20 protein-coding genes are annotated in these 25326 nt (G+C 49.5%); 15 read left to right on the top strand and 5 right to left on the bottom strand.

Translation table 11 applies throughout. The features are described 5' to 3' along the window. The first annotated feature begins 124 nt into the window (after positions 1-124). Positions 125-1648: an HD domain-containing phosphohydrolase gene (locus tag AC3WQ3_RS11660; protein ID WP_154896593.1), complete on the top strand. Its 1524-nt coding sequence runs from the start codon at positions 125-127 to the stop codon at positions 1646-1648. On the opposite strand, the gene AC3WQ3_RS11665 is transcribed toward AC3WQ3_RS11660, so the two are convergent. Then, on the bottom strand, positions 1641-2294 hold the full coding sequence (locus AC3WQ3_RS11665; RefSeq protein WP_492472349.1) for a phosphatase PAP2 family protein: 654 nt from the start codon (positions 2292-2294) through the stop codon (positions 1641-1643). The two genes, AC3WQ3_RS11660 and AC3WQ3_RS11665, sit on opposite strands and share 8 nt — an antisense overlap. A 231-nt stretch (positions 2295-2525) precedes the next feature. Between AC3WQ3_RS11665 and AC3WQ3_RS11670 the strand changes: the two genes are divergently transcribed. The 4 genes from AC3WQ3_RS11670 (at position 2526) to AC3WQ3_RS11685 (ending at position 6460) form a co-directional block, all read left to right on the top strand. After that, positions 2526-3941, top strand: a complete 1416-nt coding sequence (locus tag AC3WQ3_RS11670) for a sensor histidine kinase (protein ID WP_492472350.1) — start codon at positions 2526-2528, stop codon at positions 3939-3941. A 91-nt stretch (positions 3942-4032) separates the two neighbouring features. Further along, positions 4033-5307, top strand: coding sequence for an MFS transporter (locus tag AC3WQ3_RS11675; protein WP_492472351.1), 1275 nt, complete (start codon positions 4033-4035; stop codon positions 5305-5307). 19 nt (positions 5308-5326) lie between these two features. After that, positions 5327-6013 (top strand): oxidoreductase, encoded by a 687-nt coding sequence (locus AC3WQ3_RS11680; protein WP_492472352.1) that lies wholly within the window; start codon positions 5327-5329, stop codon positions 6011-6013. A 72-nt stretch (positions 6014-6085) separates the two neighbouring features. Beyond that, the gene (locus AC3WQ3_RS11685) at positions 6086-6460 is read left to right on the top strand and encodes a RidA family protein (RefSeq protein ID WP_127539207.1); all 375 of its coding nucleotides are present in this window, start codon (positions 6086-6088) and stop codon (positions 6458-6460) included. Positions 6461-6566: 106 nt separating this feature from the next. Here AC3WQ3_RS11685 and AC3WQ3_RS11690 read toward each other — a convergent pair whose 3' ends face one another. Next, positions 6567-7325 carry a TspO-related membrane protein gene (locus tag AC3WQ3_RS11690; RefSeq protein WP_336783707.1) on the bottom strand — a complete coding sequence of 253 codons (759 nt, stop codon included), beginning with the start codon at positions 7323-7325 and terminating at the stop codon, positions 6567-6569. A gap of 226 nt (positions 7326-7551) precedes the next feature. Here AC3WQ3_RS11690 and AC3WQ3_RS11695 point away from each other — a divergent pair, with 226 nt between their 5' ends. Next, a complete protein-coding gene (locus AC3WQ3_RS11695) occupies positions 7552-8499 on the top strand; it encodes an arsenic resistance protein (protein ID WP_492472379.1) in 948 nt (315 codons plus the stop codon). Positions 8500-8508: 9 nt separating this feature from the next. Here AC3WQ3_RS11695 and AC3WQ3_RS11700 read toward each other — a convergent pair whose 3' ends face one another. From AC3WQ3_RS11700 to AC3WQ3_RS11710, 3 genes are read right to left on the bottom strand one after another with little or no spacing between them, the layout of a single operon-like run. Then, complete coding sequence (locus tag AC3WQ3_RS11700; RefSeq protein WP_336783706.1) at positions 8509-8994, bottom strand: AAA family ATPase; 486 nt, start codon at positions 8992-8994, stop codon at positions 8509-8511. A 4-nt stretch (positions 8995-8998) separates the two neighbouring features. Beyond that, positions 8999-10633, bottom strand: a complete 1635-nt coding sequence (locus AC3WQ3_RS11705) for a response regulator (RefSeq protein ID WP_492472353.1) — start codon at positions 10631-10633, stop codon at positions 8999-9001. Between the two features lie 5 nt (positions 10634-10638). Then, the gene (locus AC3WQ3_RS11710) at positions 10639-12468 is read right to left on the bottom strand and encodes a cache domain-containing sensor histidine kinase (RefSeq protein WP_492472354.1); all 1830 of its coding nucleotides are present in this window, start codon (positions 12466-12468) and stop codon (positions 10639-10641) included. 143 nt (positions 12469-12611) lie between these two features. Here AC3WQ3_RS11710 and AC3WQ3_RS11715 point away from each other — a divergent pair, with 143 nt between their 5' ends. The 9 genes from AC3WQ3_RS11715 to AC3WQ3_RS11755 all read left to right on the top strand — a co-directional run bounded on the left by AC3WQ3_RS11715 (position 12612) and on the right by AC3WQ3_RS11755 (position 25259). Next, a complete protein-coding gene (locus tag AC3WQ3_RS11715; RefSeq protein WP_095361509.1) occupies positions 12612-13493 on the top strand; it encodes a carbohydrate ABC transporter permease in 882 nt (293 codons plus the stop codon). Further along, positions 13494-14330 carry a carbohydrate ABC transporter permease gene (locus AC3WQ3_RS11720; RefSeq protein WP_095291844.1) on the top strand — a complete coding sequence of 279 codons (837 nt, stop codon included), beginning with the start codon at positions 13494-13496 and terminating at the stop codon, positions 14328-14330. 602 nt (positions 14331-14932) lie between these two features. Next, positions 14933-16234, top strand: a complete 1302-nt coding sequence (locus tag AC3WQ3_RS11725; RefSeq protein ID WP_154896601.1) for an extracellular solute-binding protein — start codon at positions 14933-14935, stop codon at positions 16232-16234. A gap of 408 nt (positions 16235-16642) precedes the next feature. Then, positions 16643-17263: a TetR/AcrR family transcriptional regulator gene (locus AC3WQ3_RS11730; RefSeq protein ID WP_492472355.1), complete on the top strand. Its 621-nt coding sequence runs from the start codon at positions 16643-16645 to the stop codon at positions 17261-17263. A 60-nt stretch (positions 17264-17323) separates the two neighbouring features. Continuing rightward, the gene (locus tag AC3WQ3_RS11735; protein WP_492472356.1) at positions 17324-19291 is read left to right on the top strand and encodes an alpha/beta fold hydrolase; all 1968 of its coding nucleotides are present in this window, start codon (positions 17324-17326) and stop codon (positions 19289-19291) included. 117 nt (positions 19292-19408) lie between these two features. Beyond that, positions 19409-20356: an aminopeptidase gene (locus tag AC3WQ3_RS11740; RefSeq protein WP_492472357.1), complete on the top strand. Its 948-nt coding sequence runs from the start codon at positions 19409-19411 to the stop codon at positions 20354-20356. Positions 20357-20883: 527 nt separating this feature from the next. Then, positions 20884-21327, top strand: coding sequence for a chemotaxis protein CheW (locus AC3WQ3_RS11745; protein ID WP_492472358.1), 444 nt, complete (start codon positions 20884-20886; stop codon positions 21325-21327). Positions 21328-21556: 229 nt separating this feature from the next. Next, positions 21557-24757: a DEAD/DEAH box helicase gene (locus tag AC3WQ3_RS11750; RefSeq protein ID WP_492472359.1), complete on the top strand. Its 3201-nt coding sequence runs from the start codon at positions 21557-21559 to the stop codon at positions 24755-24757. Next, positions 24741-25259: a hypothetical protein gene (locus AC3WQ3_RS11755; RefSeq protein WP_492472360.1), complete on the top strand. Its 519-nt coding sequence runs from the start codon at positions 24741-24743 to the stop codon at positions 25257-25259. Before AC3WQ3_RS11750 ends, AC3WQ3_RS11755 begins: the two co-directional genes overlap by 17 nt. The last annotated feature ends 67 nt before the right edge of the window (positions 25260-25326 follow it).

Below are 25326 nucleotides of genomic sequence, written 5' to 3' on the forward strand. Positions count from 1 at the left end.
AATGATTGTGAAGATCATTAATTTTTTGACGCGGCTTGACCGATAAAAAATAAAGGCAATACCCTGAATCTCCCCCTTACATTAATCGGGAGAACTGGTTGCACATAGAGAGTGAGGGGTTTGGGTGGAGATATACCGTTCATTTATCTTTCGTCTGGTGCGCAATTATCTGGTAGGCTCACTCGCAGCCGTATTTGTTGTTGGTACTGTGGTGATGGTCTCTACCTTGCAAATACCAACTACTGAGCTTGTATATTTGATCATGATTGTGTTTATTTCCCTTCTGTTTATGTTCGTTGCAGAAGGTATAGCTTTACGAATTCAGCTTAGACCAATCAGGCAGTTTTTTGCTCAGGAGCGTTACGAGCGGGCAGAATTGAGCCGAATGTATGAGGTGATACACCGTTTTCCGGGGCGGACCATCTACAGGGTCATGGGGCCCCATTTGCTGGGATTTTCATTGCCAGCTGCAGGGTTAACTCTATGGATGCTTACAGTGGGTTGGTTGGACTTTCCGACAAACTATGTTGCCGTGGCAGCGGCTTGTGCCATTTTGATTGCCATCATGCATGCGTTAATTGAATATTTCCTGACAGTTCGGGCGATTAGACCGCTTCTGATGGAGGCCCGCCGCCGAGGTAAACAGCAATATGGCACCGAGCCGTCATTGGGAGGACGTGTACTCGTATCCATTCAGCGGAAATTTCAGCTAAGCACGGCCCTCATTGGATTATTTCCGCTATTTCTGTTTTTCCTGGCTACATTTATCAGGCTTCAGTATATGGATCAGGAGTTTGCGAAAGAGTATATCCTATGGGGGATTATCGTTGTTGTGCTGGGGGCTGGCTTTGCCTTGGTAGGCAGCTGGCTGCTGATCCGGGATGTCCGTGATCCAGTCGCAGAATTAACAAAAGAGATGAACCGAATTCAGGAAGGGGATCTGGGCAGAAGAGCGCCTGACCTGTATGCAGATGAGTTTTCGGCTCTTATTTCCGGGTTTAATATGATGATTAATCGGTTGGAGATGAGGCAGGAACGTAATCGGCAGCTGCTGCAGAGCTATTTTTCCACGCTGGCTGCTGCACTGGATGCGAGGGATAAGTATACGGCCGGACATTCCATGCGGGTGGCCGAGTATTCACTCATGATCGGCAAACTGAGTGGTATGAGTGAGGAGCAAGCAGATTTGCTGTACAAATCCGCGCTTCTTCATGATATTGGTAAAATCGGAGTGCCAGATGAGGTTTTGCTCAAGGACGGGAAACTGAGTGAGGAAGAATTCGCAATCATTCAGACCCACCCGGTACTGGGCGAGAGCATTTTATTACAGATCGAACCGATGGATGCAATGGCTGATTTTTTGCCGGGCGTGCGGTCTCATCATGAACGTTACGATGGAAAAGGGTATCCGGATGGCAAAGCGGGCCTAGAGATTCCGCTCTTCGGGCGGATTATTGCCGTTGCGGATGCCTTTGATGCCATGACCTCGGATCGTCCATATCGAAACGGCATGAGTCATGAGAAAGCGCTATCTATCCTGGAAGAAGGAAAAGGGACCCAATGGGACCCTTATTTTGCAGGCTTGTTTATAGAAGAGTGGAGAAGGAAAGAGCATCTCCACGGTTCGTCGGAGCGAGGGGTCAGTTGATCCCCTCGGTCCACTTTGACCCTTTCCGGCGCCGCCGGTGTAAGGACAGTCCGGTGATAATGGTGAAGATGCACTCACCAAGGACAATTGCACCCAGAGCATCATAGATCACATGCTGCTTAATCAGCAGGGTGGACAGCACAATCAGCGTTGCGCCAGCGGCTACGAGCCATTTGACATAACGGCGAATGCTCTGTACCGAGAGAACCGCTCGCATCACGAGATAGGAATGAAGTGCATGAATGCTTGGGAAGCAATTATAAGGGCGATCCTGACTATAGAGCCATCCCAGGACGGATGCGCCTAGACCTGTACCTGTAATTTCTGGTCTAGGAACACTGGTCTGAAAGTTGAAATAAATCAGATAACAGATCCAGACACAGATGTTCATGGACAGCAGTACACGATAATAGGTAAGTCTGTCTTTGGCACAGAGGTATGCCAATACACCGAACACAAATGGGTACCAGCCCAGATAAGGAAGGGACATTCCGGGTACGAAAGGAATGAGCCGATCGATCGGGGAGTTGAGCACGGCGAATCCGCGCTCAGGGCTGTTAAGAACATCATATAACAGTCCCATGACAGCCAGAGAAAGCATCAAGCTTAATGACAGCCAGTAGGATTTGCTTTTTAACGTTTGCACTACAACGTTTCTCCTTTCAATCCAAATCCGTCAAGGAAGTGGATCACAGCGATAAATTAAACAACACTATATTCTACTATGTTTCGAGCACAAATTGAATCCGGATTTGTGTATTTTTGTGTATTTTTTTGATGTGCCAAGAATGTCGAAGGCTGTATGGGCATGATATGATAGAAGTACATACGGACAATGGTGTGTCTACGAACAAAACGGGACAACAGGAGTGAGTGAATGCAATTTTCTAAGATGTTCGTATTAAATATGGGGATGCTCATCACCATAGCCTATCTGGCTAGTGTGTTCTATAAATACATTGTGATACGTGCTTCCTCCAGATTTAAACAATGGAGCTCCGTGCTTGTTCTTATTTTTGCGGGTTGGATCAGTACGGTATTTGGCTTTCAGCTAACGGATGAAGTGATTTTTGATCTCCGGTTTGTCCCATTAATCATTGCTGTTCTGACCTTCAGGCAGTCATACAGTTTGATTATTATTGGTGCCGGGATTGGCTTGTCCCGATTAACCTTTGGCATCAATGAGGCTACGCTGGCGGCTCTGGGCAACATGGCGATCCTTGGAGTGTTATGTGCAGGGTTAAATATATGGATGAGACGCAGTGACTACAGACTCATTATCAAGGGCGTGCTGGTTATCGTGATCGTCAATGTCGTCAACAGCATCAACATTGCGCTGCTTGGCGTCGTTCCTCCAACGTATTTTTTCTCCCATATTATGCCCTACACGCTTCCTACCGGTATTTTACTTAGTCTTATTTTTGCTTTTATCCTGCGGGACTTCCAGAATGAACAGAATCGGATTCTGCTTATCCAAAGTACCAACCGCTTATTGTCTGAGCAGAAGGAAGAGCTGCAGAGGGCCAAAATTGTACTGGAAGAGCGAGCCAAGCAGTTGATGCTGGCTTCGCAGTACAAGTCCGAATTTCTCGCCAACATGTCGCATGAGCTGCGAACACCGCTCAACAGTGTGATTAACTTTGCCCAGATGATTAGTGAAAACAGCGATACGATGGACCAGGAGGATATTGCTCGGTTTGCGGCGATGATAGACCATTCCGGCCAAGAGCTGCTTACGTTGATTAACGATATTCTGGATTTGTCAAAAGTCGAGGCTGGGCGGCTTGATATCGTTTATGAGGATTTTAGTGTGTCGCAGCTCGTTGAAGATGTAATGAGTCACTTCCAGTTGGTGGCTGAGAAAAAAGGAATTCAGCTGCTGATGGAGAAATCGCCTGACGCACCGGAGACCATGTGGTCTGACCCACAGCGTGTGCAGCAAATTTTGCGTAATCTGATGTCCAATGCCATCAAGTTTACGCATAAGGGAGCCGTACAATTGACGGTAAGCACCGAACAAGTGGACGAGCCTGAACGTTCGGGGAAATGGCTGGTTTTCTCGGTCAAAGACACGGGAATCGGCATTCCTGCAGATAAGCATCACTCCATTTTCGAAGCTTTCCAACAAGCCGATGGATCGATCAGCCGCAAATTTGGCGGCACAGGACTTGGCCTGTCCATCAGCCGGGATTTGGCGCGTTTGCTGGACGGATCGATTCGGCTTGAAAGTGTTGAAGGCGAGGGAAGCACCTTCCGGCTTTACCTTCCCTTAAACCATGAAAAAATGAGTTGACAACCCTCTTGCTGTGAGTAGAATTTGTGGTGATAACTAGCATCGACCGGTAGTCACAGCCCGGTCTAAGGAGTGTATCCCCATACAGAAGATGGTCAAGGTTAACCCTCCCTCGTTTGCAGGCAAACGTCGCAAGGGTTCGACACAACGTATCAACTTATCGATCGCAACATGGGAGGGTGTACCGGCAATTATATTGCAAACATTGCTGGGTGGACCATTCTTAACGGGATTTCTGCTGTACCTTGGGGCCGGGTCAAGACACATCGGTTTTGTACTCGCCATAACCACGTTTGTGAATATCGCCCAGATTGGAGCAGCCTTCTGGATGCAGCGTATCCGCAGCCGGAAACGCATGCTGCTGTTATTCGTTGGAGTACATCGCATCTTGTGGAGCGCCACTGGATTAATTCCCTTTCTCTTCCCGAAAGAGTGGTGGGTAGGCGTTTATATTGGAATGTACACGGTTGCGTTCATATCCAATACCATCGGGGGCATGATCTGGACCTCTCTCATTGGGGACATCGTACATGCCAAAGTGAGGGGACGTTATTTCGGCATTCGGAATACAATCCTGAATGCACTTGGAAGCGTATGCTTGTTTGTGGGAGGTATCGTTTTGGACCGTTTTCCGGGCGAGATGGGCTTCCTGATTCTGTTTATTCCGGTATGGATCTGTGCGATAGCGAATATCGTGATCTATTTCTTTTATCCGGATGTCCCCTTTGAACGTTCGACCGAGACGGTTTTCTGGCGGATGCTGAAGAAGCCGTTTCAGGATCGGTCTTTTCTGAAGGCTGCCCTATTTCTGGCGGTTTGGTTGTGGATTCAGACTCTGATCGTTCCGCTGTATTCATATGTAATGCTTGACTTGCTTAACATTAATTATCAGATGGTCTCTCTCATTACGGTGGTACAGACCATCGTCATGATGGCCGGATTCTATATTTGGGGTAATCTGAACGCACGATTCAGCAACAAAACCTTATTATTTTGGACATTGCCAATCATCGCACTCTCTTGTCTGTCCTGGGGTTTGATGTCGTTTATGCCTGTTTTGATCGCGCTCTTTTTGTCTCATATCTTTCTTGGTGTCGGTGTCGGAGGATTTAACCAGCTGGCCTTCAACTTTACGATCGGAGATACACCCAAAAGTGAGAGACCGATGTTCGTCGCCGTTTACTCAGCCTTAACGGGGGTAACGTCGTTCCTCGGACCACTGATTGGCGGTTGGTTGTATGAGAAAATGGAAGAGTGGCCGGAGACGCTAACCTGGATGGCTACCTATGGGTTTCAGGTAGGTATTGGTGTTACCATGCTGATTCTTGCTTTTACGCTGGGACGCCGGGTACTTCTGAGATCGTAATCACAGATGAAATGGAGGGATGAGTATGGAAATTAGCGGGCGAAAGGCCCTTGTAATCGGGGCCACGGGTCTGGTGGGCAGCCTGCTCGTCCATCGTTTGCTTCGGCAACCGGAATATGGATTAGTTCGTATTTTGGTCAGGAAGCGACTGGACCTTGAGCATCCCAAGCTTGAACAGTATGTGGTGGATTGGGATCAACTGGGAGACGCCAAGAATTTGTTTTACCCCATGGATGACTTATACTGCTGTCTGGGCACGACGATCAAAAAAGCAGGCAGTCAGGAAAATTTCCGCAAGGTCGATCTTCACTATCCGATAGAGGCAGCCAAACTTGCGAATGAGCAAGGGGTGTCCCAGATGCTGGTGATTTCTTCCATGGGAGCGAATGCGGGCTCGGGAGTGTTTTACAGTCGAACCAAAGGGGAGATGGAGGAAGCTCTATCCTCGGTTGGTTTCCGCTCTTTGCATATCTTTAGACCCTCTCTGATTTTGGGTGACCGCGGAGAAAAGCGTGTTGGAGAACAGCTTGCTGCCCGCCTGATGACGTTCATGGATCGCTGGATGAAGGGGAAAGCTGCCAAGTATCGTGCAATACATGCTTCAACCATCGCCAGGGCTATGATTAATATTGCGCTTGTCAGGGCCAAAGGCAACCATGTCTACTCCAATGAAGTGATTCATGCACTTGGAACAGAGAATTCCTGAGATGTTTCTTGGCAGGAGAGGATCATGGTATAATAAGCTTCAAAACTTGAGAACATGAAGGAGAACCAGCCCATGAAAAAACCAATTTCTACAGATCAGGCTCCAGGTGCTATCGGTCCATACAGCCAGGCTGTTGCTGCAGGTGATTTCGTCTATACATCCGGTCAGCTTGGCCTGAATCCCCAAACGGGAGAGTTCGGCGCAAATGTTCAGGAACAGACCCGCTTGTCCTTAAGTAACGTAAAAGCAATATTGGAAGCAGCAGGCACAAGCATGGATAAAGTCGTAAAAACGACTGTATTCCTGAAAGACATGAACGATTTTGTTCCTGTGAATGAGGTATACAGCACATTTTTCGAACAGCCTTACCCGGCACGCAGTGCGGTTGAAGTAGCTCGTTTGCCGAAGGATGCGCTTGTGGAGATCGAAGTTATCGCCCTGAAATAGAACGGGAGCACCCTTTTCTGAGTGTTACAATACATAAAAAGCCGATTCCGAATGAGTTGACCGGAATCGGCTTTTTTCAACGACGTTTACAAAGGACTCTTTCCACTTAATCACGGTCCTGATTACGGGCGAAGAAGAGATATACGGCATAGATCGCAAGCACGATTGCAAGGATAATCGCCGTATAATAAACGGAGGAAACGTCTTTCTGCTTAAGTGCGATGGCAATGTATGCCCATGTAAATACAAGCGGGTAGATGCTGTCCCGATAAGGGAAGCTCACTAATACAGCCAGCACAAGACCTACAATGAGCATGATGATCGTCCAGGTAGGTTCGCTGATACCGAAACCATCCCAGCCAATTTTGTATAATAGAACAGCTGCATTAATAATGGTCGCGACACTAACCCATCCGAGGTAGATGCTGAATGGCAGTTTAACCAGCCAAATCTCCGCTGTTGTTGGGAGGGTGATGGCACGCGTTTTGAGATACAGCATGATCAGGCACAGCAGAAGCAATACAATAATAAGCAGGGCGAGGCCTGTCTGAAGATTTTGAAAAGCGAAGATCCATGCTACGTTAAAGACGCAGCTTGCCAGAAACCAGTAACCGAGTCGGGTGATGGAATCCCTTTTCCACGATGACGGAAGAAACTGATAGATCACGAAGCCTGCAAGCAGCAGATAGATCAATCCCCAGATGGAGAAGGCGTACCCTGAAGGTGTAAGCAGCACGGGATACATATCGGATACTTCCTTGTTGGTTCTCCCGCCGATGGGTAGAGAATTCGACAGGTAATTCACAACGATAACTGCGATAAATCCAATCGCGTTTAACCATTTGTACGGATTGTTACGAGACATTGTACATCCTCCTTGGTTTACAAAAGAATAAATGAACCACGGGTCAGTCTACAATGAATATACCCAATTCTTCCACATTCTAATAAGGAGCCGCAAAAAATTCACAGGATGCATGATGGATGACCCGTATTTGCTGCCCCCAGATCCATGCTCTGTCCAATGTACGCGTAATGAAAGAAGAATATGCCCCAAATAAGGAGGATGAAGTGTGCTTACAAGAGAGACCATGGAGAAGCAGCAAACCTGGTTCTATATCGTTGCACTGCTTATTGGTGCAGCCATTGGCCTGGGAAACGCTGAATGGGGATCGGCTTTGCGTGACACTGTTTCACCCGTGCTGGCCATTTTGCTATACAGTATGTTTACACAGATTCCTTTTTTGCAGTTGAAACAATCGTTATCCAATCTCAGGTTTATCAGTGCTGTTTTAGCCGCCAATTTTGTCGTTGTACCTGTGATCGTATCGCTGCTAACGTGGATATTCCCGCAATCGCCTGCGGTTCTCATCGGCGTTTACCTGGTGCTGCTAACCCCATGCATCGATTATGTCATTGTTTTTACCCAGCTAGGACGCGGGAATGAAAAGCTTATGCTGGCTGTAACGCCAATCTTGTTCGTGGTGCAAATGGTATTGCTGCCTTTGTATTTGTGGATACTGACCGGGGAAGAGGCAGCCCAGCTGATGACAGTGGGGCCGTTTGCAGAAGCATTCCTGGTTCTCATTGTTATACCATTAATCCTGGCAATCCTTACTCAAGTGTGGTCGAAGGGGAGAGCGGTTGGGGAAAAGCTGATGGATACAGCAGCCTGGCTGCCAGTTCCGATGATGGCACTGGCGTTAATTGTGGTGGTTGCCTCTCAGATTGGCAAGGTGTACTCAGACTTTGCTATTGTCGTGAATGCCATACCTGTTTATGTGTCTTTTTTGATATTGATGCCATTTCTGTCTCGCTTGGTGGCAATTCTGTTCCGATTGGACATCGGTGCCGGACGTGCGCTGATCTTCAGCTCGGCGACCCGGAATTCACTCGTCGTGCTGCCGCTGGCGCTTGCACTCCCGGAAGAATGGGCTACAATAGCTGCTGCAGCCATCGTAACCCAAACCATTGTCGAATTAGCGGGAGAGTTAATCTACATCCGTTTGGTGCCTTCATTTTTCATAAGAGATAAATGAGGTAATCATTTAGGTTGTGCTTCGCTTACAAGGTGAGGCAGCTATACGCTCAAGCTCGTCGGTCACTTCCTCAATGGATTTGCGCGTGTCGATCTCAAACGTCGATCCGGCACGCAGCAGCGGCTCTACCGTATGCACATAATGAATAATCTCTTCCCGTTCAGCCTGAGTCTTTCCGTAAGGATTGTTGTGACGGGAAGATACTCGTTCCAAAATAACATCAAGTGGTGCACTTAATAAGACAATTGCATCAAACAGGGGGTAAAATTTTCCTTGGTTAGAAACTGTACCTGAGATAAATAGCGCTCCTTCGTTATGCCCTGCAAGAAGTGCCGTGATCCGTTCTTCGTTCCATAACCAACCGGTGCCGTCTGCGTTCTCGCTCCACTCCCCGTAATCGGTATCCACTATACGATGTCCTTTCCGGGCCAGTTCGGCCAAGGCTGTTGACTTACCGGTACCCGACATTCCTGTAATCAAAATTACTCTTCTCATATGGCTAGGAATTCGCCTCCGTTAAGGTTTTACGGTATTCACCAGGTGAGATGCCCTCCATTTTTTTAAACACTTTGCTGAAGTACTTCTCGTCCTGGTATCCAACCATTTCCGAAATTTTAACGATCCGTAGTGAAGGATTCTGCAGGAGCAGTTTGGCATTGTTGATTCGCAGTTTCCCCAGATATTCGGACCAGTTCAAACCGAACTGCTGCTTGAATTTGCGAGATATATACTCTCGGCTGAGATAGAACCGTGCAGCGATTTGCTGCAGGGACAGATCCTCTTGATAATGGGCATCTGTGTAGCGCGCAATATCGGTCATCGGATCAGAATGGGTATTAGGGTGAAAAGTAAGAGCTTTCCCCGCTGCCAACAGTCGCTGTTCCAGCAGAGACCGAAGCAGAGGCAAGGACAGCAGCCCTTCGGAGTCCAGTGGTAATTCTGCAAAGGGGATAGACTGTTCCTCTACTGCATCCTCATCGCTTGCTGGCGGAGAGTCTGCCGCATCATCAAGCCACCGCCCAAGGATCCATTCCATTTCTTCCATCCACTGATGAACCTGTTCGGCGGAGATGATCTGAAGCTGCGTTATGGGCTCGATCCACTCTGCCACAGCATGGGCTACACTGGAAGCACGCCCACTAATCGAGGCAAGCCGCATGGATTCTTCATAAGCATTTAAACGTAACCCTTTATTATTCCCTGAGGAAGTCTCTAGAGAATCGTGGAATCTTTGTGCGTTCTGGAGCGTATTACGCCTCCATAACCGGAGGCTGGCTTCCTGATAGGCAGCCGCAACACCGGAAGGATAGGATTCGCACGCGGAGACACCAAAGTGAAGCCGGCGCTGGATGGTTTGCTGCAATCCAGCGTTTATCTTCTCAAGCAAGGGGCCAAGAGCGGTACAGCTTCCCCAATGCAATAATACGATCTCATCAGGCTGATCCAAGTGGCGGAATGCTACGCCTTCCTCAGGTGTGGATAACATCTCGGCGCAAATATTCAGAACGGAGAATACAAGCAGATCGGGATGGCTGCGGTATTTGGCCAGACATTCTGCGTCCAGATGGGACAGGCTGGTGACAGCAATATTGCAATTTCCAGCCTTAACTGGGAGATTCAGCTCATCCCGCAGCCGCTGAATCTGAGCATGCCCATTGCCGCGTCCGGTGACAAGTTCTGTCAGCAGCCTGTCATGATAATGGGGACGCATGCGGTTGACCACAATGGACTGGCGTGCTGCCTGCAAACGGACGGCTTCTTCTTCCTGCCAGGCGTTCACGGCCTTGGATAGGGAGGCATTCAACTCATCCGCTTCTACGGGCTTGAGCAGATAATCCATGCCTCCGTAGCGAATCGCATGCCGGACAAGCTCAAAATCGTCATACCCACTGATAACCAGTACCTTGCTCTGCGGAGCGTGAACTGATATCCATTCCAGCAGGGCCATGCCATCCTGACCGGGCATGCGCATGTCACTAAGAACAATCTCCGGTTGGTGGGAAGAGATCGCTGCTGCGGCTTCATGACCGTCTGCGGCTTCAAGGAGGGTATCTATCCCCAGGTCATCCCAATGCCCAAGCAGCCGGATTGCGTCGCGGACGTGCTTTTCATCATCAACAATAAGTGCTTTCATGTTGTTCACTCCCCCGCGTAAATGTTGAGCTTAATTATGACACCGTTTGGTTCCAGGTTGCTGATCTCCAGCATAGCCGTATGCTCCGGCGGAGAGTTCAGTTGCAGCCTGCGCATCACATTCCGTAGGCCGATGGATTCCGATGGGTCAGAATCCTGAGCGGCAAATCCGGAAGAGGTGTCAATCAGACTTAGCCATCCCTGAATCTCGGACAACTTCTCCTCTGGTATGGGAGGTCCGTTATTCTCCAGTTGAATTTCAATCAAGTGGTCAGATGTCCTGCGACTGCTTATACGAATGAATCCTTTACCTGGCTGGACATCCGCCCCATGCTTGAAATAATTTTCAATCAATGGCTGCAGGGTCATTCTCGGCAGTTCGGTGCGTAATGTATCTTCGGCAAAATCAAGTTGTACCTCAAGGCGGTCGCCAAACCGCTCCTGTTGAAGTTCCAGATACAACCTTGCATGCTCGGCTTCCTCTCGCAAGGTGACACGAGTTTGGTCCCGCATGCTGTAACGCAGCATTTTGGAGAGGGAGGAGAGGAGCACGTACACCCGCTGCCCTTGATGCTGGAGGGCGAGTGTGCCTATGGATTGCAATGTATTGTATAGAAAATGTGGATGGATCTGCGCCTGTAATGCTTTGAGCTGGTTGGTTTTGTTGGCAATCTCCAGTCGGTATTCTCGCAAAATCAGGTTATTTACCGTATCCATCATATCCCGGAAATGACGCGCAAGTACTCCAATCTCATCCTGGCTCTTAAGCCGTATGTCCACATGCAGACGTCCCGCCTGAATCTGATTCATATAACGCATTAATTGCTTGAGTGGTCCGGTTATGCGGATCGAGATAAACAGGGTAGCCACGATAACGAGCAGAAGCGCAGCAATGGCAATCATGGCATTATTCCATGTCAGTGTGGTAGCCCTGGCATATAGCGTCTCATTCGGAATTTGTTTGATGATCGTCCAGTCGGCAAAGGTGCTGCCCATTTGTTGATAGACATACATGGAATGCTCTTGTTCAAAATGTCCTGCAGCGGTGCTGCTTGTTCCCGTTCCCGTCCGTGCTGCATCAAGCTCCCTGGATGCTTCCTGCCTTAATTGATCTGTTCCACTGATCTCAGAACGACCTTGGTATATGATCTGATTCTGACCATCCACGACATAGATTTGTTCCTTCTCCGGATCGTACAGCCTGCTGCAGATGGCCGCTATGGTATCCATGTTCAAGTCTATGGCGAGCACCCCCAGACGCTCGGTTGATGGAACATCCTTGATTACACGATGTAATGTAATTACTGTTCGTGCAGGATCATCGGCGGAAGCTGCCTTGAAGCCGTAAGTATGACTCATATGTGCTGATTCTACCCATATATCCGGGCTCTCACCACCTGTTTTTCCATGGAGGGTATCGGAATAGGCCTGTTTGCGTTCCTCCCGCTTTGGAAAAGGGCTCATAATTAAGGTAGATTGATTGGCTGCAAACGAGTGCAAATAGAGCTGGAACACATCCGGTACAGCTGAGCGAATGGTCTGCAGCGTTGTATACACCTCTGCTACAGCGCGATAATCGCCAGGTATTTTTGCCAGATTACGTAGGAAATTAGGGTCACTGTATACGGCAAGTGATGCTCGCGCCACATTATCTACATAGTTGTTGAGGTTGGTGGAAGCCTGATAGATGAGACGTTTGTTCTCGGCAACGGCCTGCTCGCGCAGGGCTGTTTTGGTCTGGATGAATGTCATGCTGATGGAAGCCAGCAGGGGAAGTGTGGTGGCTATGAGCATGAAAGCGATTAACTTGGTGCGAATGCTGTAGTATTTTGACATTGGGACACCCCTTCTGGTTGCAGGATAAGAGAGGACAATATTTTACACCCAACTGTTCACGAGGGTCAGTGTTTCCAACCGGAATATTGGGGTTTAATAGAAAAAGAGACCAATTCCATCCATCTATAGAAGGGGAGAACGATATGAAGCATCGCAAATCTTCGCAGCTGTTACAGCAGCTGGTGTTCGTGGGTCCCTCCATCGTGTTCTTTATTCTCATCATCGTGGTCCCTTTCCTGCTGGGAATGTATTACTCCTTTACAGATTGGAACGGGGTGTCAGAGAATATCAATTGGGTAGGGTTCGACAACTTTCTTCATATTTTTGCGAATGATCCCAAGTTCCAAACAGCGTTCTGGTTCACGGTACGTTTTACGGTGGTCGGTGTAGTATTAACCAATATCATCGGTTTTTTCCTGGCGTACTTCCTGACCAAACCGCTTAAGACGAGAAACATTCTGCGCACGATCTTTTTTATGCCTAACGTGATTGGTGGACTGTTGCTCGGCTTTATCTGGCAGTTCATATTTGTGAAAGGGTTTTCAGCAGTTGGCGACGTGACCGGCTGGTCCTTCTTCAACCTCCCTTGGCTGGGAGACGAGCCGACCGCCTTCTGGGGAATCGTCATTGTATTTGTCTGGCAGACCGCAGGGTATCTGATGGTCATCTACATCTCGTCCCTGACCAATGTGTCGCCGGATCTGCTGGAAGCCGCTGAAATTGATGGAGCAAGCCGCTGGCAGGTACTGCGGAGCATCATTCTACCGCTCATTATGCCTGGGGTAACGATCTGTCTGTTCCTGGCGATCTCCTGGTCATTCAAAATGTTTGATCTCAATCTGTCACTGACCAAAGGTGGACCGTTTGGATCAACGGAGTCCGTTGCACTCAACATTTACAACGAGGCATTCGTGAACAACCGTTACGGCATTGGTACGGCAAAAGCACTCATTTTCTTCGTGATCGTTGCGATCATTACGATGATTCAGGTCCGTCTGACGAAGAGCAAGGAGGTAGAGGCATAGATGGAAACGACAAAAAACTACCGCTTCAGTACGATCATAACCGAGATCATCATGGTACTGATTGGACTTCTGTTCCTGGTTCCGTTCTACTTCCTGTTTGTCAATTCGGTCAAAACATTTGGTGACCTGCTTACCAATTCGGCAGCATGGCCGGAAGTCTTCCAATGGGGCAACTATGCAAACGCCTGGGAGAAAATCAAATTCCCTTCGGCACTGATGAACTCGCTTATCGTTACAGTGGTCAGCAACCTGCTGCTTGTATTGATCAGCTCCATGGCTGCATACCGAATGGTTCGCAGTGATACCCGGTTCAACCGAATTCTGTTCGGCATGTTCATTGCCGCCATGGTGATTCCGTTTCAGTCTATCATGATTCCTCTCGTTACGGTAACCAGTAATCTTGGCCTGATCGACAGTCTGGGAGGTTTAATTATCTGTTATCTCGGATTTGGTGCACCCATGTCGGTGTTCCTGTTCCACGGGTTCGTTAAATCGGTCCCGGTTGAGATTGAAGAAGCCGCCCGGGTGGATGGCAGCTCCGTATACGGGGTATTCTTCCGAATTGTCTTCCCGCTCATGAAGCCGATGTATGTCACGGTCATTATCCTGAACACCCTCTGGATCTGGAATGACTATCTGCTGCCATCCCTGATCTTGCAGAGTTCCAACCTGCGTACGATCCCGATTGCGACCTTTGCGCTGTTCGGTCAATATACGAAGCAATGGGATCTGGCACTGCCTGCCCTGGTGCTGGGCATCATGCCAATCATTATCTTCTTCCTGCTGATGCAGAAGTACATTATTCAGGGCATTACCGCTGGATCAGTTAAGGGGTAGGTGCGAGAGTAGGTTGCTCCGGGATCATGGAAAGTGCGAGGGATAAGGTCGCTGTCGGTTTCATGTACGCTTTCAATCGCTGTTGCTTCTCGGTAGCCTGATTGAATGGGGGGAAGGAAGCCACCGAGTATCAAAGGCGAACGCTTTGCTTTTCCAGCGTATCATGATCCCTTTGCTCCCACCTCGCACGGAGGTGGGCAAAAGGAGCCTTGCCCGCATAACCTGGGCCTGACTCCTGAATGGAAAGGGCCAAAAACTAAAAGATGTAAAGCTAGAATGAGTAAGGCCAAGAGGGGAACTTCCTTTTGGCAGAAAAAGAATGATTACTTTAGGGGCGATATTCTAACGAACCTAGCGCATCTTAATAGGTAAATAATCAGGGCGTGCAAAGATTAACGAACTCCAGTAACGTTATTTAGGTATGAACAAGCATGAGCAATCAAAAATTGCCGAAATAACGTCTCTATAATTCGTTAAACTGCAAACCTGAAGAAACAAAGACAGATAGCATGCGCTCAGTTCGTTAGACGCTGCCTGCGCCCATGTGGCTGAATCAAACCAACAAGTTGGTAAACAGAAACTACTATAGGGAGAGTGTATGTATGAAAAGAATGACAAAGTTGACGTTGCTCATGCTGATTGCTTTTTCGGTAATGCTCGCAGGTTGTGGCAACGGGGACAAGAGCGGCAGTCCGGTCAATACGGATGCTCAAACGGGCGGAGGAGAGGCTGCTGCAGGGGACAAAACCATCAAAATCTTTCAATTCAAAGTCGAAATTGCGGAAGCGCTTAACCGCCTTAAGGCAGAATATGAATCCTCGCATCCAGGCATCAAACTGGACATTCAGACGGTTGGTGGCGGCAGTGACTACGGTGCAGCACTGAAAGCCAAATTTGCCGCAGGCGAACAGCCGGACATTTTCAACGTTGGCGGATACCGCGAACTGGACACTTGGCTTGAATATCTGGAAGACCTGTCAGGTGAAGCTTGGGCCAAGGATGTGCTTGAAGTGGCCAAAGAGCCAATGACCAAAGACGGTAAGCTCTACGGACAGCCGTTGGCACTCGAAGGCTACGGATTCATTTATAACAAAGACCTTTTTGAAAAGGCAGGCATTACTGAAATTCCAACAACGCTGGAACAGTTGGATCAGGCAGCTCAGAAGCTTCAGGCAGCCGGCATTACACCGTTTTCGAATGGATATCAGGAGTGGTGGGTGCTTGGCAATCATAACGTAAACGTTGCATTTGCGAATCAGGCAGATCCGGTAAAATTCATTCAAGGCCTTAACGAAGGTACAGAGAAAATTCCGGGCAACCAAGTGTTCACAGACTGGATGAACCTGCTCGATTTAACGCTGAAATACAGCAACAAAAACCCGCTTACTACCGACTACAATACACAGGTAACCCTGTTTGCAAGCGGAGAAGCAGCGATGATGCAGCAAGGGAACTGGACTCAAGTGCAGATTGATGGAATCAACCCGGACCTGAATCTCGGTATTTTGCCAATGCCAATCACGAATGAACCGAATGACAAATTGTTTGTCGGCGTACCTAACTATTGGGTTGTAAACAAAAACTCGCAAGTGAAGCCAGAAGCGAAGGAATTCCTAGAATGGCTCGTAACATCGGATATCGGGAAACAGTACATGACCAAAGAGTTCAAATTTATCCCGGCGTTTAGCTCCATTCAGGCCTCGGAAGAGGATCTGGGCGATCTGGCGACAGAGATCATGAAGTACAGTCAGGAAAACAAAACGTTAAGCTGGAACTTCAACCGCTTCCCGGAAGGTGTTCCACAGGAGTACGGCAGCACCATCCAGGCATATGTGGCAGGCAAATCGGATAAAGCCGGATTGCTTGATGCCTTGCAGCAAAACTGGGACAGTCTGAAAAAGTAAAAATTTCAGAATGACGTTTATACGTCAGTGGAGATAGGAGATGGACCAGTATCACTAAATGTTATCCACAGAAAATAATATCCACAGGCCATCTAATTCCGTTCGACAATCCACTACCATGACTCATTCAATAGGTCAGCCAGAATATCGTTCTGGTTGGCCTATTTTTTTTATTTTGAGAACCATCCGGAAAGGATAAAATGGCTATCTGTATTTCGATTGTGGATAACAACAATGAATATAAATAGGTAAGCTAAAACTTTAGCCTAGTACTTGATACTATATGTGGATATCCTTTGTGCATAAGTGTCTACATATGGATGAGAGCTGTGTATAAGTCATGGCTCGTATCCTATTCTGCAAAAAGAAAGCTTGCAATGAAGTATTTAGTACTATATAGTTCTAAATATGACAAATCAAACATCAAGCTCAGGTTCTGCCAAACCGAGAAGTGCCAATCCGGTTAACCGGACCAAGGCGATTGAAGTGGCAGCGCAGTTATTTTTGCGTCAGGGATACAGCTATGTCAGCATGGATGAAGTTGTGCGGGCGAGCGGGGTGTCCAAGTCCAATATTTATTATCATTTTAAAAATAAGGAGGAACTGCTTCAGGCAGTGGTACAATACTGGATCGCCCAGTATGAGTCACAAGTCTATGTATTGCTCAGTCAGAGGGAAAGAAGCGTCGAAGAGCGCGTTAACTCGTTTATAGCCACGTTATCGGCAGGCATTGAAGGGCGCAATTTCGAAGGCAGCTGTCCTTTTATAACACTCTATATGCAGACGCCCGCAAGTGCGCCCGACGTGAAGGCCAGTATCTCCCGATTCTTCCGGGAATTGCAGCCTATGATCGAGAAGCTGTTTCAGCAGGGAGTGGACAGTGGAGAATTCCGTGAAGGCATGGATGCAGGGTCAGTTTCTTCGCTGTTTGTTGCTGCATTAGAAGGATCTCTGGTTCTGGCTGAGACCGCGCGGGATACCGGGATTATAGAACAATCCGCACGTACATTTTGTCAGATGCTTCGTTAAGCGAAGCTCTTTTTTTGGATTAAATTAGTACCATGTAGTTCTAATTAGGAGGAAAGAATAATGAACGTAAATTCTACATACTTAAAAACAACTGACCAGATGCTTACCCATAAGGTGGACTCAATGGCTGCATCCATTATTTTTATGACAGGTAGCACCGGATTTATTGGTAAGGAGGCAGTGAAGCAGCTGGTCGATGAAAATCTGCAATTGCTGCTGCTTGTCCGTTCAGAATCCAAAGCCAGGCAAGGCCTGACTTCATACGGAATATCGGATTTCAGCAGAATTACGTTTGTACAAGGAGATTTATCGGTGGAGGGACTTGGTCTTACTGCAGCAGATCGTAGGCGCGTGCTGGAAGCAGACGTCATTATTCATGCTGGAGGAACGATGGATGTCACCCTGGGGAGTAAAGTGGCGGAACAGATATTCATGAATGGAGCGCGAGAGGTTGCCGGGCTGGCTGAAGAGATTCAGCAGATAAGAGGTCTGAGGCATTTCATTCACGTCGTTGGATTCATGAGTCCCTATGGCCTGCGTAATGAGAAAGGTGAAGACATCCCCACTGGCAAGGTGGCCCCGAATGAAAGTGCATATGAAGAAATGAAGTTCCACGCCGATCTGTACCTTCGTGAGCATGCTGTAAAGAATCAGTATCCATTGTCCGTTGTAAACCCAAGCACAGTCGTTGGACCGCGCCCCACAGGTGAGACTGAGCAAACAGGCGGTATCGGGCTGCTCATCGAGGCGATGCAAAAAAGACTTATGCCCGTTGTACCCGGAGGTTCGTCTTATTGGTTACCGCTAGTGGAGAATGATGTGGTGGGGCGGACTCTGGTCTTCCTGACCAAAGAGGCGGTCCCAACAGGCGGGACCTATCCACTTCTGGCACGCAAGGAAGCCAGTCCCAATATGAAGGAACTTCTTCATCTTCTTGCGAAGCAGCTGGACGTGCCGAAGCCCAAATGGGCTGTACCCCTATCCTGGATGCAATTCGCAATGAGATCAGGAGGGGCGCGGATCAGCGGTGTCCCTGTGGAATCGGTTTCCTTTATTACAGACAGAATATGGCATGTGGAAGAGACGGAAGATTTATTTAAACGCATGGGTCAAACATGGCCCGATATCCGGGAGCAGCTTCCATTGGTTACGGCGGATCTGGATTATCGCCTGAGCCTTCAACCTTACGAAAATCTCTCTTCCGGTTGGACTCGAACCCGGATAGGGAACCTGGCAGCGCTAGGCTGGGAGGGCGAAGGTGAACCGTGGCTGATCGTGCATGGAATGCTGAATTGTGCGGATGAAATGCTTCCTTTGGGAGAAGAGCTCCATCAGCTGACTGGAAACCCGGTTTGGCTTGTCGACCTGGCAGGGTTCGGACGTTCCGCTGTACATCAAGGGGAGGAGGCCTTTGACGGCCAGGTGGATGAACTGGTTACGGCCATTGGCAAGTTTGAAGGTCCGATGAAGCTGGTAGGCCATTCCATAGGTGCGGCGATTGCATCTGCGGCGATGCAGCGCAGCGGACGAATGGATATCCGTCTTGGTTTGCTTCAGCCTGTCGCTCACAATACGAATCCAAACATGCTGCGGTGGATTTCCCGCTTGCCAAGAGGAATAATGCGTACCCTCCTCAGCCGAAGGTCGGAAAAAAGCTGGCGGCACCTGTTAAATCTACACGGCACTCAAGCTGAAGCAAGCATTACGCCATCTGCACTGGCTGGAAGAATCAGGTCCAGTTTGCAGTCCCCTCGAATAGCGGGAGCACATGCCGACTTGCTACGATGGATTTACTCCGGCAAAATAAAAAGCAGCACCTTCACTTCTGGGGGAAGCGCGTGGAATCGAGCAGACACTGCCAATAGTACATTGGTGGTATGGGCTGGCGAAGATACGGACTATCATTACCCTGAGGAGTTGAATCCACAGTGTAAACGAATCGATGTCCCTTATGGACACTACTTTCCGGTCTTTCAATACCAGGAAACGGCTGCAATTCTCGTCAAATGGGCGGATTCGAAGCATTGATTTTAAATTTCAGTCCGAGGTGGGAATGTGCAGGATTCCCCTACAGATTGCCCAAAGGCTTCATTTAAGCGTCTAGAACTATAAAGGGTTTTACCAATGACAGGAGAGATTAGTGAAATGAATCAGCAGCGTGTGGAAATTAGTAAAAATGTATTAACCGAATGTCTGGGTCTGCGTGAGGGAGAAAATCTCATGGTTGTAGCAGATGATGCCAAAAGGGAACTCGCAGAATCCATTTATGAAGCGGGGAAAGCACTTGGAGCGGAATCTGTGCTGATGATTATGGCGGAACGCAGCAGATCCGGGGAAGAACCGCCTGCACCAATTGCACAAGCCATGATCCAAGCCGATGTAGCCGTATGTGTGACAAGATACTCCTTAACCCATACACAGGCTCGGAAACAGGCCGCTGCATCAGGTACACGTGTCGCAACCATGCCTGGTATGACAGAGGATATGTTCATGAATGGTGCCATTACAGCTGAATATCCGCAGGTGAAGGCACTGACCGAGAAGGTCACTGCTTTATTAACTGGGGGAAGCCAGGTCCGGATCGAAAAGGAAGGGCACAGTCTGTCCTTCTCCATCAAGGATCGAAGCGGAGTACCCAGCACAGGGATGTATTTGAACCCTGGTGAATCGGGCAATTTGCCTTCAGGGGAGGCCTACATTGCACCGGTTGAAGGAATAGGTGAAGGCAGCATTGTCGTAGATGGATCTGTTGCGGGAATTGGAGCACTTCGTGAACCAATGACTTTGAAGGTAGAAAAAGGCCGGCTGGTCTCAGCTGAGGGTCCGGATGGACAGCAGCTGCTGACGATGCTGGGTGATGAGGATGGCCGTTATCTCGGCGAATTTGGTATTGGCACCAACAATAAGGCGCGAATTACGGGAGTCGTTCTGGAAGATGAGAAGGTGTATGGAACGATCCACGTTGCCTTTGGCAGTAACAACACCTTCGGAGGCACGATTGCGGCAGGAGTGCATATCGATGCAGTAGTGCAGAAGCCTGATGTCTATATTGATGACAGGTTGATTATGAGACAAGGCGAACTGGTTAATTAATCAGAGATAAAGACTGCTGCAATCCACAGTGTGTCCACAATGATGCATAAATGAAGTAGATGTTTAAGGTTTTACGTGAGATTTACAAACAAGTACACAACATGTCCACATCAAATTGTTGTATATCCACATACTTATGCCCATTTATCCACAAACTGTGTGCAATATGTGCACAACTTATCCACAAACGGGGTATAACTTGATCATTTTGGCGTGAATTTCACTCTCTTCAGCCGATATGTATAGTTATCCACAGTGTCACGTGCAAAAAAGACCAGAGATTTGGCATATAGCCAATCTCTGGTCTTTTTGATGTAGTTTACATTCGTTAGTTTACATCGATCTTAATTATCTTTCGTATTGAAACGACTGACTGGGCACTATTTTTCATGGCAAGCAGGGGCTTGATTGTTTAAAGAGCAAAGAAATAGGCGAGAGCCGCCAAAATCAGTGAAGCTCTAAATATTTCGTGGAAAATAACCGATACACCAAGTAACCTTTAAAAGTGAGAGGGTATGGGGACAACTATGAATGAGGAAGCTCAAGTTCAATACATTAATTTTACAGTTGGAGATCAGTTTTTCGCGCTTCGCATTGAGGAAGTACATGAGATTATCAGAATGATTCCCGTGACAACGGTTCCGTTCGGCAGTCCGGAGATCAGAGGCTTTGGCTCTTTGTACGGCAAGGTGGTTTCCGTCGTTAGTCTGCGGGTTCTGCTGGGTATGCCGGATAAAGAAGACGATGCTTCTACGCGTATTATTGTCGTGCCGTATAAAGGTGGATATGTGCCTCTAATTGTGGATACGGTGGATTCTGTGGTGACCTACGATCGGTTTGAAGAACCTGCAGAAGAGCATAAGCGTTTCATGACAGGTGTATTCAAAGAGATTGGACATGCCCCGGATCATACAGCGGGAATTTTGAACCTGGAAGTATTGTTGGGCCTGCTGACAAGCTTAGGTGAATAAATCGTTTGGTGTCATTAACTAGCAGGTGAAGACCTGCACAAAATCTTAATGTTCCTAATCCCATGGAGGGGAGAAGGAACATTTTTTTATCCGGATTGAAGTGATCAGGAGCGTATCAGTAGCGTATCAAGAGATGAATAAAGCAATTTTTGTGCGTAAAGGTTTTTAAATCCGGGCATTTTCGTATATGATGGAGAGTAACAATGCGAAGGGATGACGGGAGACTGTAATGATGCAATCGCTGTATGGAGTATGGCTTGGTGACGTATTTTTTTGTTTTTCCGGTGAAACATCGGAGCCGCGTGTGGATGCGTGGACCCACTTGGTAAGGAGACTGAATTTTGGCGACGGAGGTCGTCTGTTTCAGCCTGCCGCTCTTCGCCTTGCGGAGCTGCGCTGGCCCAATCCGATGCGTAATGCTGCGGAAGCCAAGAGTACGAAGCGGCGCCAATTGCTTGGACGGACGCTGGAAGGGCTTGCGATCTCGCCCAAAGATACATTTAAACTGCTGCTTCATTGGGATGACAGCATATTGAAGGCCGCAGGGATTCAGGCAGGTGAGGAGATAGGCTACTGGATAAAAGCAGCACAGTTCACACAGGAGCTGCTGCTGCGCGGAGAGATTGCTCCTTCTGCCGAATTTGCTGCCAAGACTGGGGCGCGGCGACGGACGGGACAAGAAACGCTGACAGGGGTATGGCGACCTCGTCTGTCTCAGGAAGCGGATGTGGAACGTTTCCGCGAACTGGCGGAAGCCATGCCGCCAATCGGTTTGTCTGCACCTGGTGCGTACGCTTCCTCCGAGCCGGAATCCCGGGAGGAGGCAGGTGCTGCTGTCCTGTTTTCATTCATGAGCGGCATGATTCATGCTGTCGTGACAGGAGAACTGGAAGGGATGGACAGTGACTTGTCAAGATACCGCACCCCGTTTCGGCGCGGATCTTCTCCTGCAGCCGAACTGTGGTGGAACAGCCTGATCTCGATGTTTCGTCCCGTGACTGTACAGGGGCCAACGGAGGAAATGGCAGAGCTGATTGAGACATTGCGAGAAGCAGGGGGCACAGGGATGCCGGTAATCGGCAGTGAGGAGACTGTCCCTGCTGAAGGGGAACTGAAGCTGGTGCTTCGGCTTGAACCGCCTCTTGGCGAGCATGAAACGTTGTGGGGCATCACCTTTTGGGCAGATAGTGCACAGGAGGCTGGGCTGAGATTGCCTGCACGAACCATCTGGGCTCATCCGGATCGGGACCTGGATCGGGGAAAGGTGCGCTACGTATCCGCAGCAGAGCAGCTGCTCATGGTCCTTGGTTATGCCAGTGAGCTGGCACCTGAACTGGAAATAGCCCTGCTTCAACCCCGTCCGGAAGGGATAAAATTGGAGCAGCAGTCCTTTTTTGAGTTTTTAACTCATGCAGTACCGCGTCTACAGAAGGCAGGAATAACCGTTCTTATGCCATCCCGCTGGAGTCGTGCGGGTCGGCGTAGAGCCGGGCTGCGTTTACAGATGCTCAATCGTGGCACGGAACGGGCGCCTGGCGCTCCGAATGCACTGGGGATGGAACAACTGGTTGCCTTCAAGGCGGAACCGATGCTGGACGGCAAACCTGTTACAGCGGAGGAGCTTGCTGCGTTAGCAGAAGCTTCGGTACCTTATGTGATGTTCCGCGGCGAATGGATCGAAGTCGACACGAAGGAAATTCGCCAGGTTCTGCGTTATATGAAAAAAGAAGAAGAACAATACATGCCTTTATCCGAATGGCTTCATCTGGCTGCAGAGGAAGGCGAGGATGCAGCCTGGAAGGGATTATCCGTCTTTGGTGCAGAATCCGAAGGCCTGCTCTCCTTCCTGCTGGACGGACAGGTGCTTCGCAGTATCGAACCGCGGCAAGTGCCCGCGGAGCTGCATGGGGAACTCCGGCCATATCAGGAGCGCGGATATCAATGGTTGTCTGCGATGCGCGAGCTTGGCTTCGGAGTTTGCCTCGCGGATGATATGGGTCTCGGGAAGACGATTCAGGTGATCACGTGCCTGCTCGACTTGAAACATGAGGAACAGCAGGCAGCGGTGGAAGAAGCACGTGAAAATGAAATGTATGGTTCAGGTGATCCATCGGAGTCTGGCGAGATTGTACCTGCAGAGGCAGTCAACTTGCCAGCACTCATCGTCTGTCCCACCTCTCTGCTTGGCAACTGGCAGCGTGAGCTCAAACGATTCGCGCCAAATCTGTCTCTGTACATCCATCATGGGGGACAGCGGCTTCATGGCAGTGCGTTTCAGGCCGAGGCACAGGCACATGATATCGTGCTGACGACCTATCATTTGGCTGGCCGGGACGGACCTGACCTTGCATCATTGCACTGGTCAACCGTGGTCCTTGATGAAGCGCAGTATATCAAAAACTATCGTACCAAGCAGGCACAGAGTGTGATGCGCTTATCGGCGCCTCACCGGATTGCGATGACTGGTACACCGGTCGAAAACCGTTTGAGTGAGCTGTGGTCCATTTTCCAATTCCTCAATCCTGGATATCTTGGAACGGCTTCCTCGTTCCGCCAGCGATACACCGGAATGGGGACATCCGAAGAAAACAGCACGTCCCTGCGGGAGCTTCACCGGCTTGTTTCGCCGTTCATGCTGCGTCGGCTCAAAAGTGATCCGGACATCCGCAAGGATCTGCCGGAGAAGCTGGAGCTGAAATCATACTGCTCACTGACACCAGAGCAGACGATTCTGTATCAACGTGTGGTGGATGACCTAATGGGTGGACTGGATGTCAGAAACGGCATTGCCCGCAAAGGGATTGTATTATCGTCGCTCACCAAACTGAAGCAAATCTGCGACCATCCGGTACTGGCAGACAGCAGCCGCAAGGATCATGCGAAAGTGGAGGCATCCGGCAAAATGGAACGCTTGCTGGAATTGGTTGATGCGATCCGTGACAACGGGGAATCGGCACTCATTTTCACTCAGTATGTGGCAATGGGCGAGCTGTTGGTATCGCGCCTTACGCAGCGTTATGAGGAAGAACCGTATTTCCTGCACGGCGGCGTGTCCAAGGCACAGAGGGACGAGATGGTGGAGACATTCCAAAAGGGCGAGGGCCCATCACTATTCGTTCTATCCCTCCGGGCTGGTGGGGTAGGTCTGAATCTGACGCGTGCCAGCCATGTCATCCACTATGATCGCTGGTGGAATCCCGCGGTGGAGAATCAGGCAACGGACCGGGTGTTCCGAATTGGGCAGAACCGCAATGTGCAGGTTCACAAGTTGATCTGCCAGGGTACGCTGGAGGAACGCATAGATGAGTTAATCGAAAGCAAGAAGGCACTTTCCGAACAGGTGGTTGGTTCTGGGGAGAACTGGCTGACCGAAATGTCGGATGATGAATTGCGCGGACTGATCTCGCTACAGGGTGAGACGTGGTTATAAGCTTGGCAAGTATATTGGTGGGCGATCAAATGAGAAGGGGGAAGGTTATGAGCGAAAAGTGGAATGTGGAGCTGCATATGTCCCCCGGTGGATGGACAGCGGGGGTAAGTCAAGCTGCGGAGGCGCGTCAGAACGCATCAGCAGCCGCGGAGCAGGCTGGAACAGCTGCCAGCCTGTTCACGGTAACAGGTACGCTGCCGCAGCTCAGCGAAGAGGCTCGCGAGGCCGTGCTGGCCCAGCTGCGCAATCGGCCGCTGGCCCTGTACGCCCTGCTTCGCGGCGGCCCTGCCCCGGCGGAGCTCGCGGGGCTGCTGCCTGCTGCACCGGCCGCTGCGGCATGCACCTGCGGCCGCGCAGACTGCGCGCATGCTGTGGCTGCGGAGCACGCCATCGCTGCGCGCTTCGCGGCCGAGCCGCTGCTGCAGCTGGCGCACGCCGGCCTGCCGCGCGAAGCGCTGCTCGCCGGCGTGCTTGGATCATGGGCAGAGGAACTGGCCCATGATCCAAGCGGCGCGGGCCGCGCAGCGGAAACGGCTGGCCGCCCGCAGGCACGGGGCGGCGAAGGCGGC

Source organism: Paenibacillus sp. FW104-T2 (assembly GCF_058789975.1).

Excerpts from the sequence above, each read along its gene's own strand:
- AC3WQ3_RS11670 (WP_492472350.1), top strand. The coding sequence starts at position 2,526 with ATGCAATTTTCTAAGATGTTCGTATTAAATATGGGGATGCTCATCACC.
- AC3WQ3_RS11675 (WP_492472351.1), top strand. The coding sequence starts at position 4,033 with ATGGTCAAGGTTAACCCTCCCTCGTTTGCAGGCAAACGTCGCAAGGGT.
- AC3WQ3_RS11680 (WP_492472352.1), top strand. The coding sequence starts at position 5,327 with ATGAGTATGGAAATTAGCGGGCGAAAGGCCCTTGTAATCGGGGCCACG.
- AC3WQ3_RS11685 (WP_127539207.1), top strand. The coding sequence starts at position 6,086 with ATGAAAAAACCAATTTCTACAGATCAGGCTCCAGGTGCTATCGGTCCA.
- AC3WQ3_RS11690 (WP_336783707.1), bottom strand. The coding sequence starts at position 7,325 with ATGTCTCGTAACAATCCGTACAAATGGTTAAACGCGATTGGATTTATC.
- AC3WQ3_RS11695 (WP_492472379.1), top strand. The coding sequence starts at position 7,552 with ATGGAGAAGCAGCAAACCTGGTTCTATATCGTTGCACTGCTTATTGGT.
- AC3WQ3_RS11700 (WP_336783706.1), bottom strand. The coding sequence starts at position 8,994 with ATGAGAAGAGTAATTTTGATTACAGGAATGTCGGGTACCGGTAAGTCA.
- AC3WQ3_RS11705 (WP_492472353.1), bottom strand. The coding sequence starts at position 10,633 with ATGAAAGCACTTATTGTTGATGATGAAAAGCACGTCCGCGACGCAATC.
- AC3WQ3_RS11710 (WP_492472354.1), bottom strand. The coding sequence starts at position 12,468 with ATGTCAAAATACTACAGCATTCGCACCAAGTTAATCGCTTTCATGCTC.
- AC3WQ3_RS11715 (WP_095361509.1), top strand. The coding sequence starts at position 12,612 with ATGAAGCATCGCAAATCTTCGCAGCTGTTACAGCAGCTGGTGTTCGTG.
- AC3WQ3_RS11720 (WP_095291844.1), top strand. The coding sequence starts at position 13,494 with ATGGAAACGACAAAAAACTACCGCTTCAGTACGATCATAACCGAGATC.
- AC3WQ3_RS11725 (WP_154896601.1), top strand. The coding sequence starts at position 14,933 with ATGAAAAGAATGACAAAGTTGACGTTGCTCATGCTGATTGCTTTTTCG.
- AC3WQ3_RS11730 (WP_492472355.1), top strand. The coding sequence starts at position 16,643 with ATGACAAATCAAACATCAAGCTCAGGTTCTGCCAAACCGAGAAGTGCC.
- AC3WQ3_RS11735 (WP_492472356.1), top strand. The coding sequence starts at position 17,324 with ATGAACGTAAATTCTACATACTTAAAAACAACTGACCAGATGCTTACC.
- AC3WQ3_RS11740 (WP_492472357.1), top strand. The coding sequence starts at position 19,409 with ATGAATCAGCAGCGTGTGGAAATTAGTAAAAATGTATTAACCGAATGT.
- AC3WQ3_RS11745 (WP_492472358.1), top strand. The coding sequence starts at position 20,884 with ATGAATGAGGAAGCTCAAGTTCAATACATTAATTTTACAGTTGGAGAT.
- AC3WQ3_RS11750 (WP_492472359.1), top strand. The coding sequence starts at position 21,557 with ATGATGCAATCGCTGTATGGAGTATGGCTTGGTGACGTATTTTTTTGT.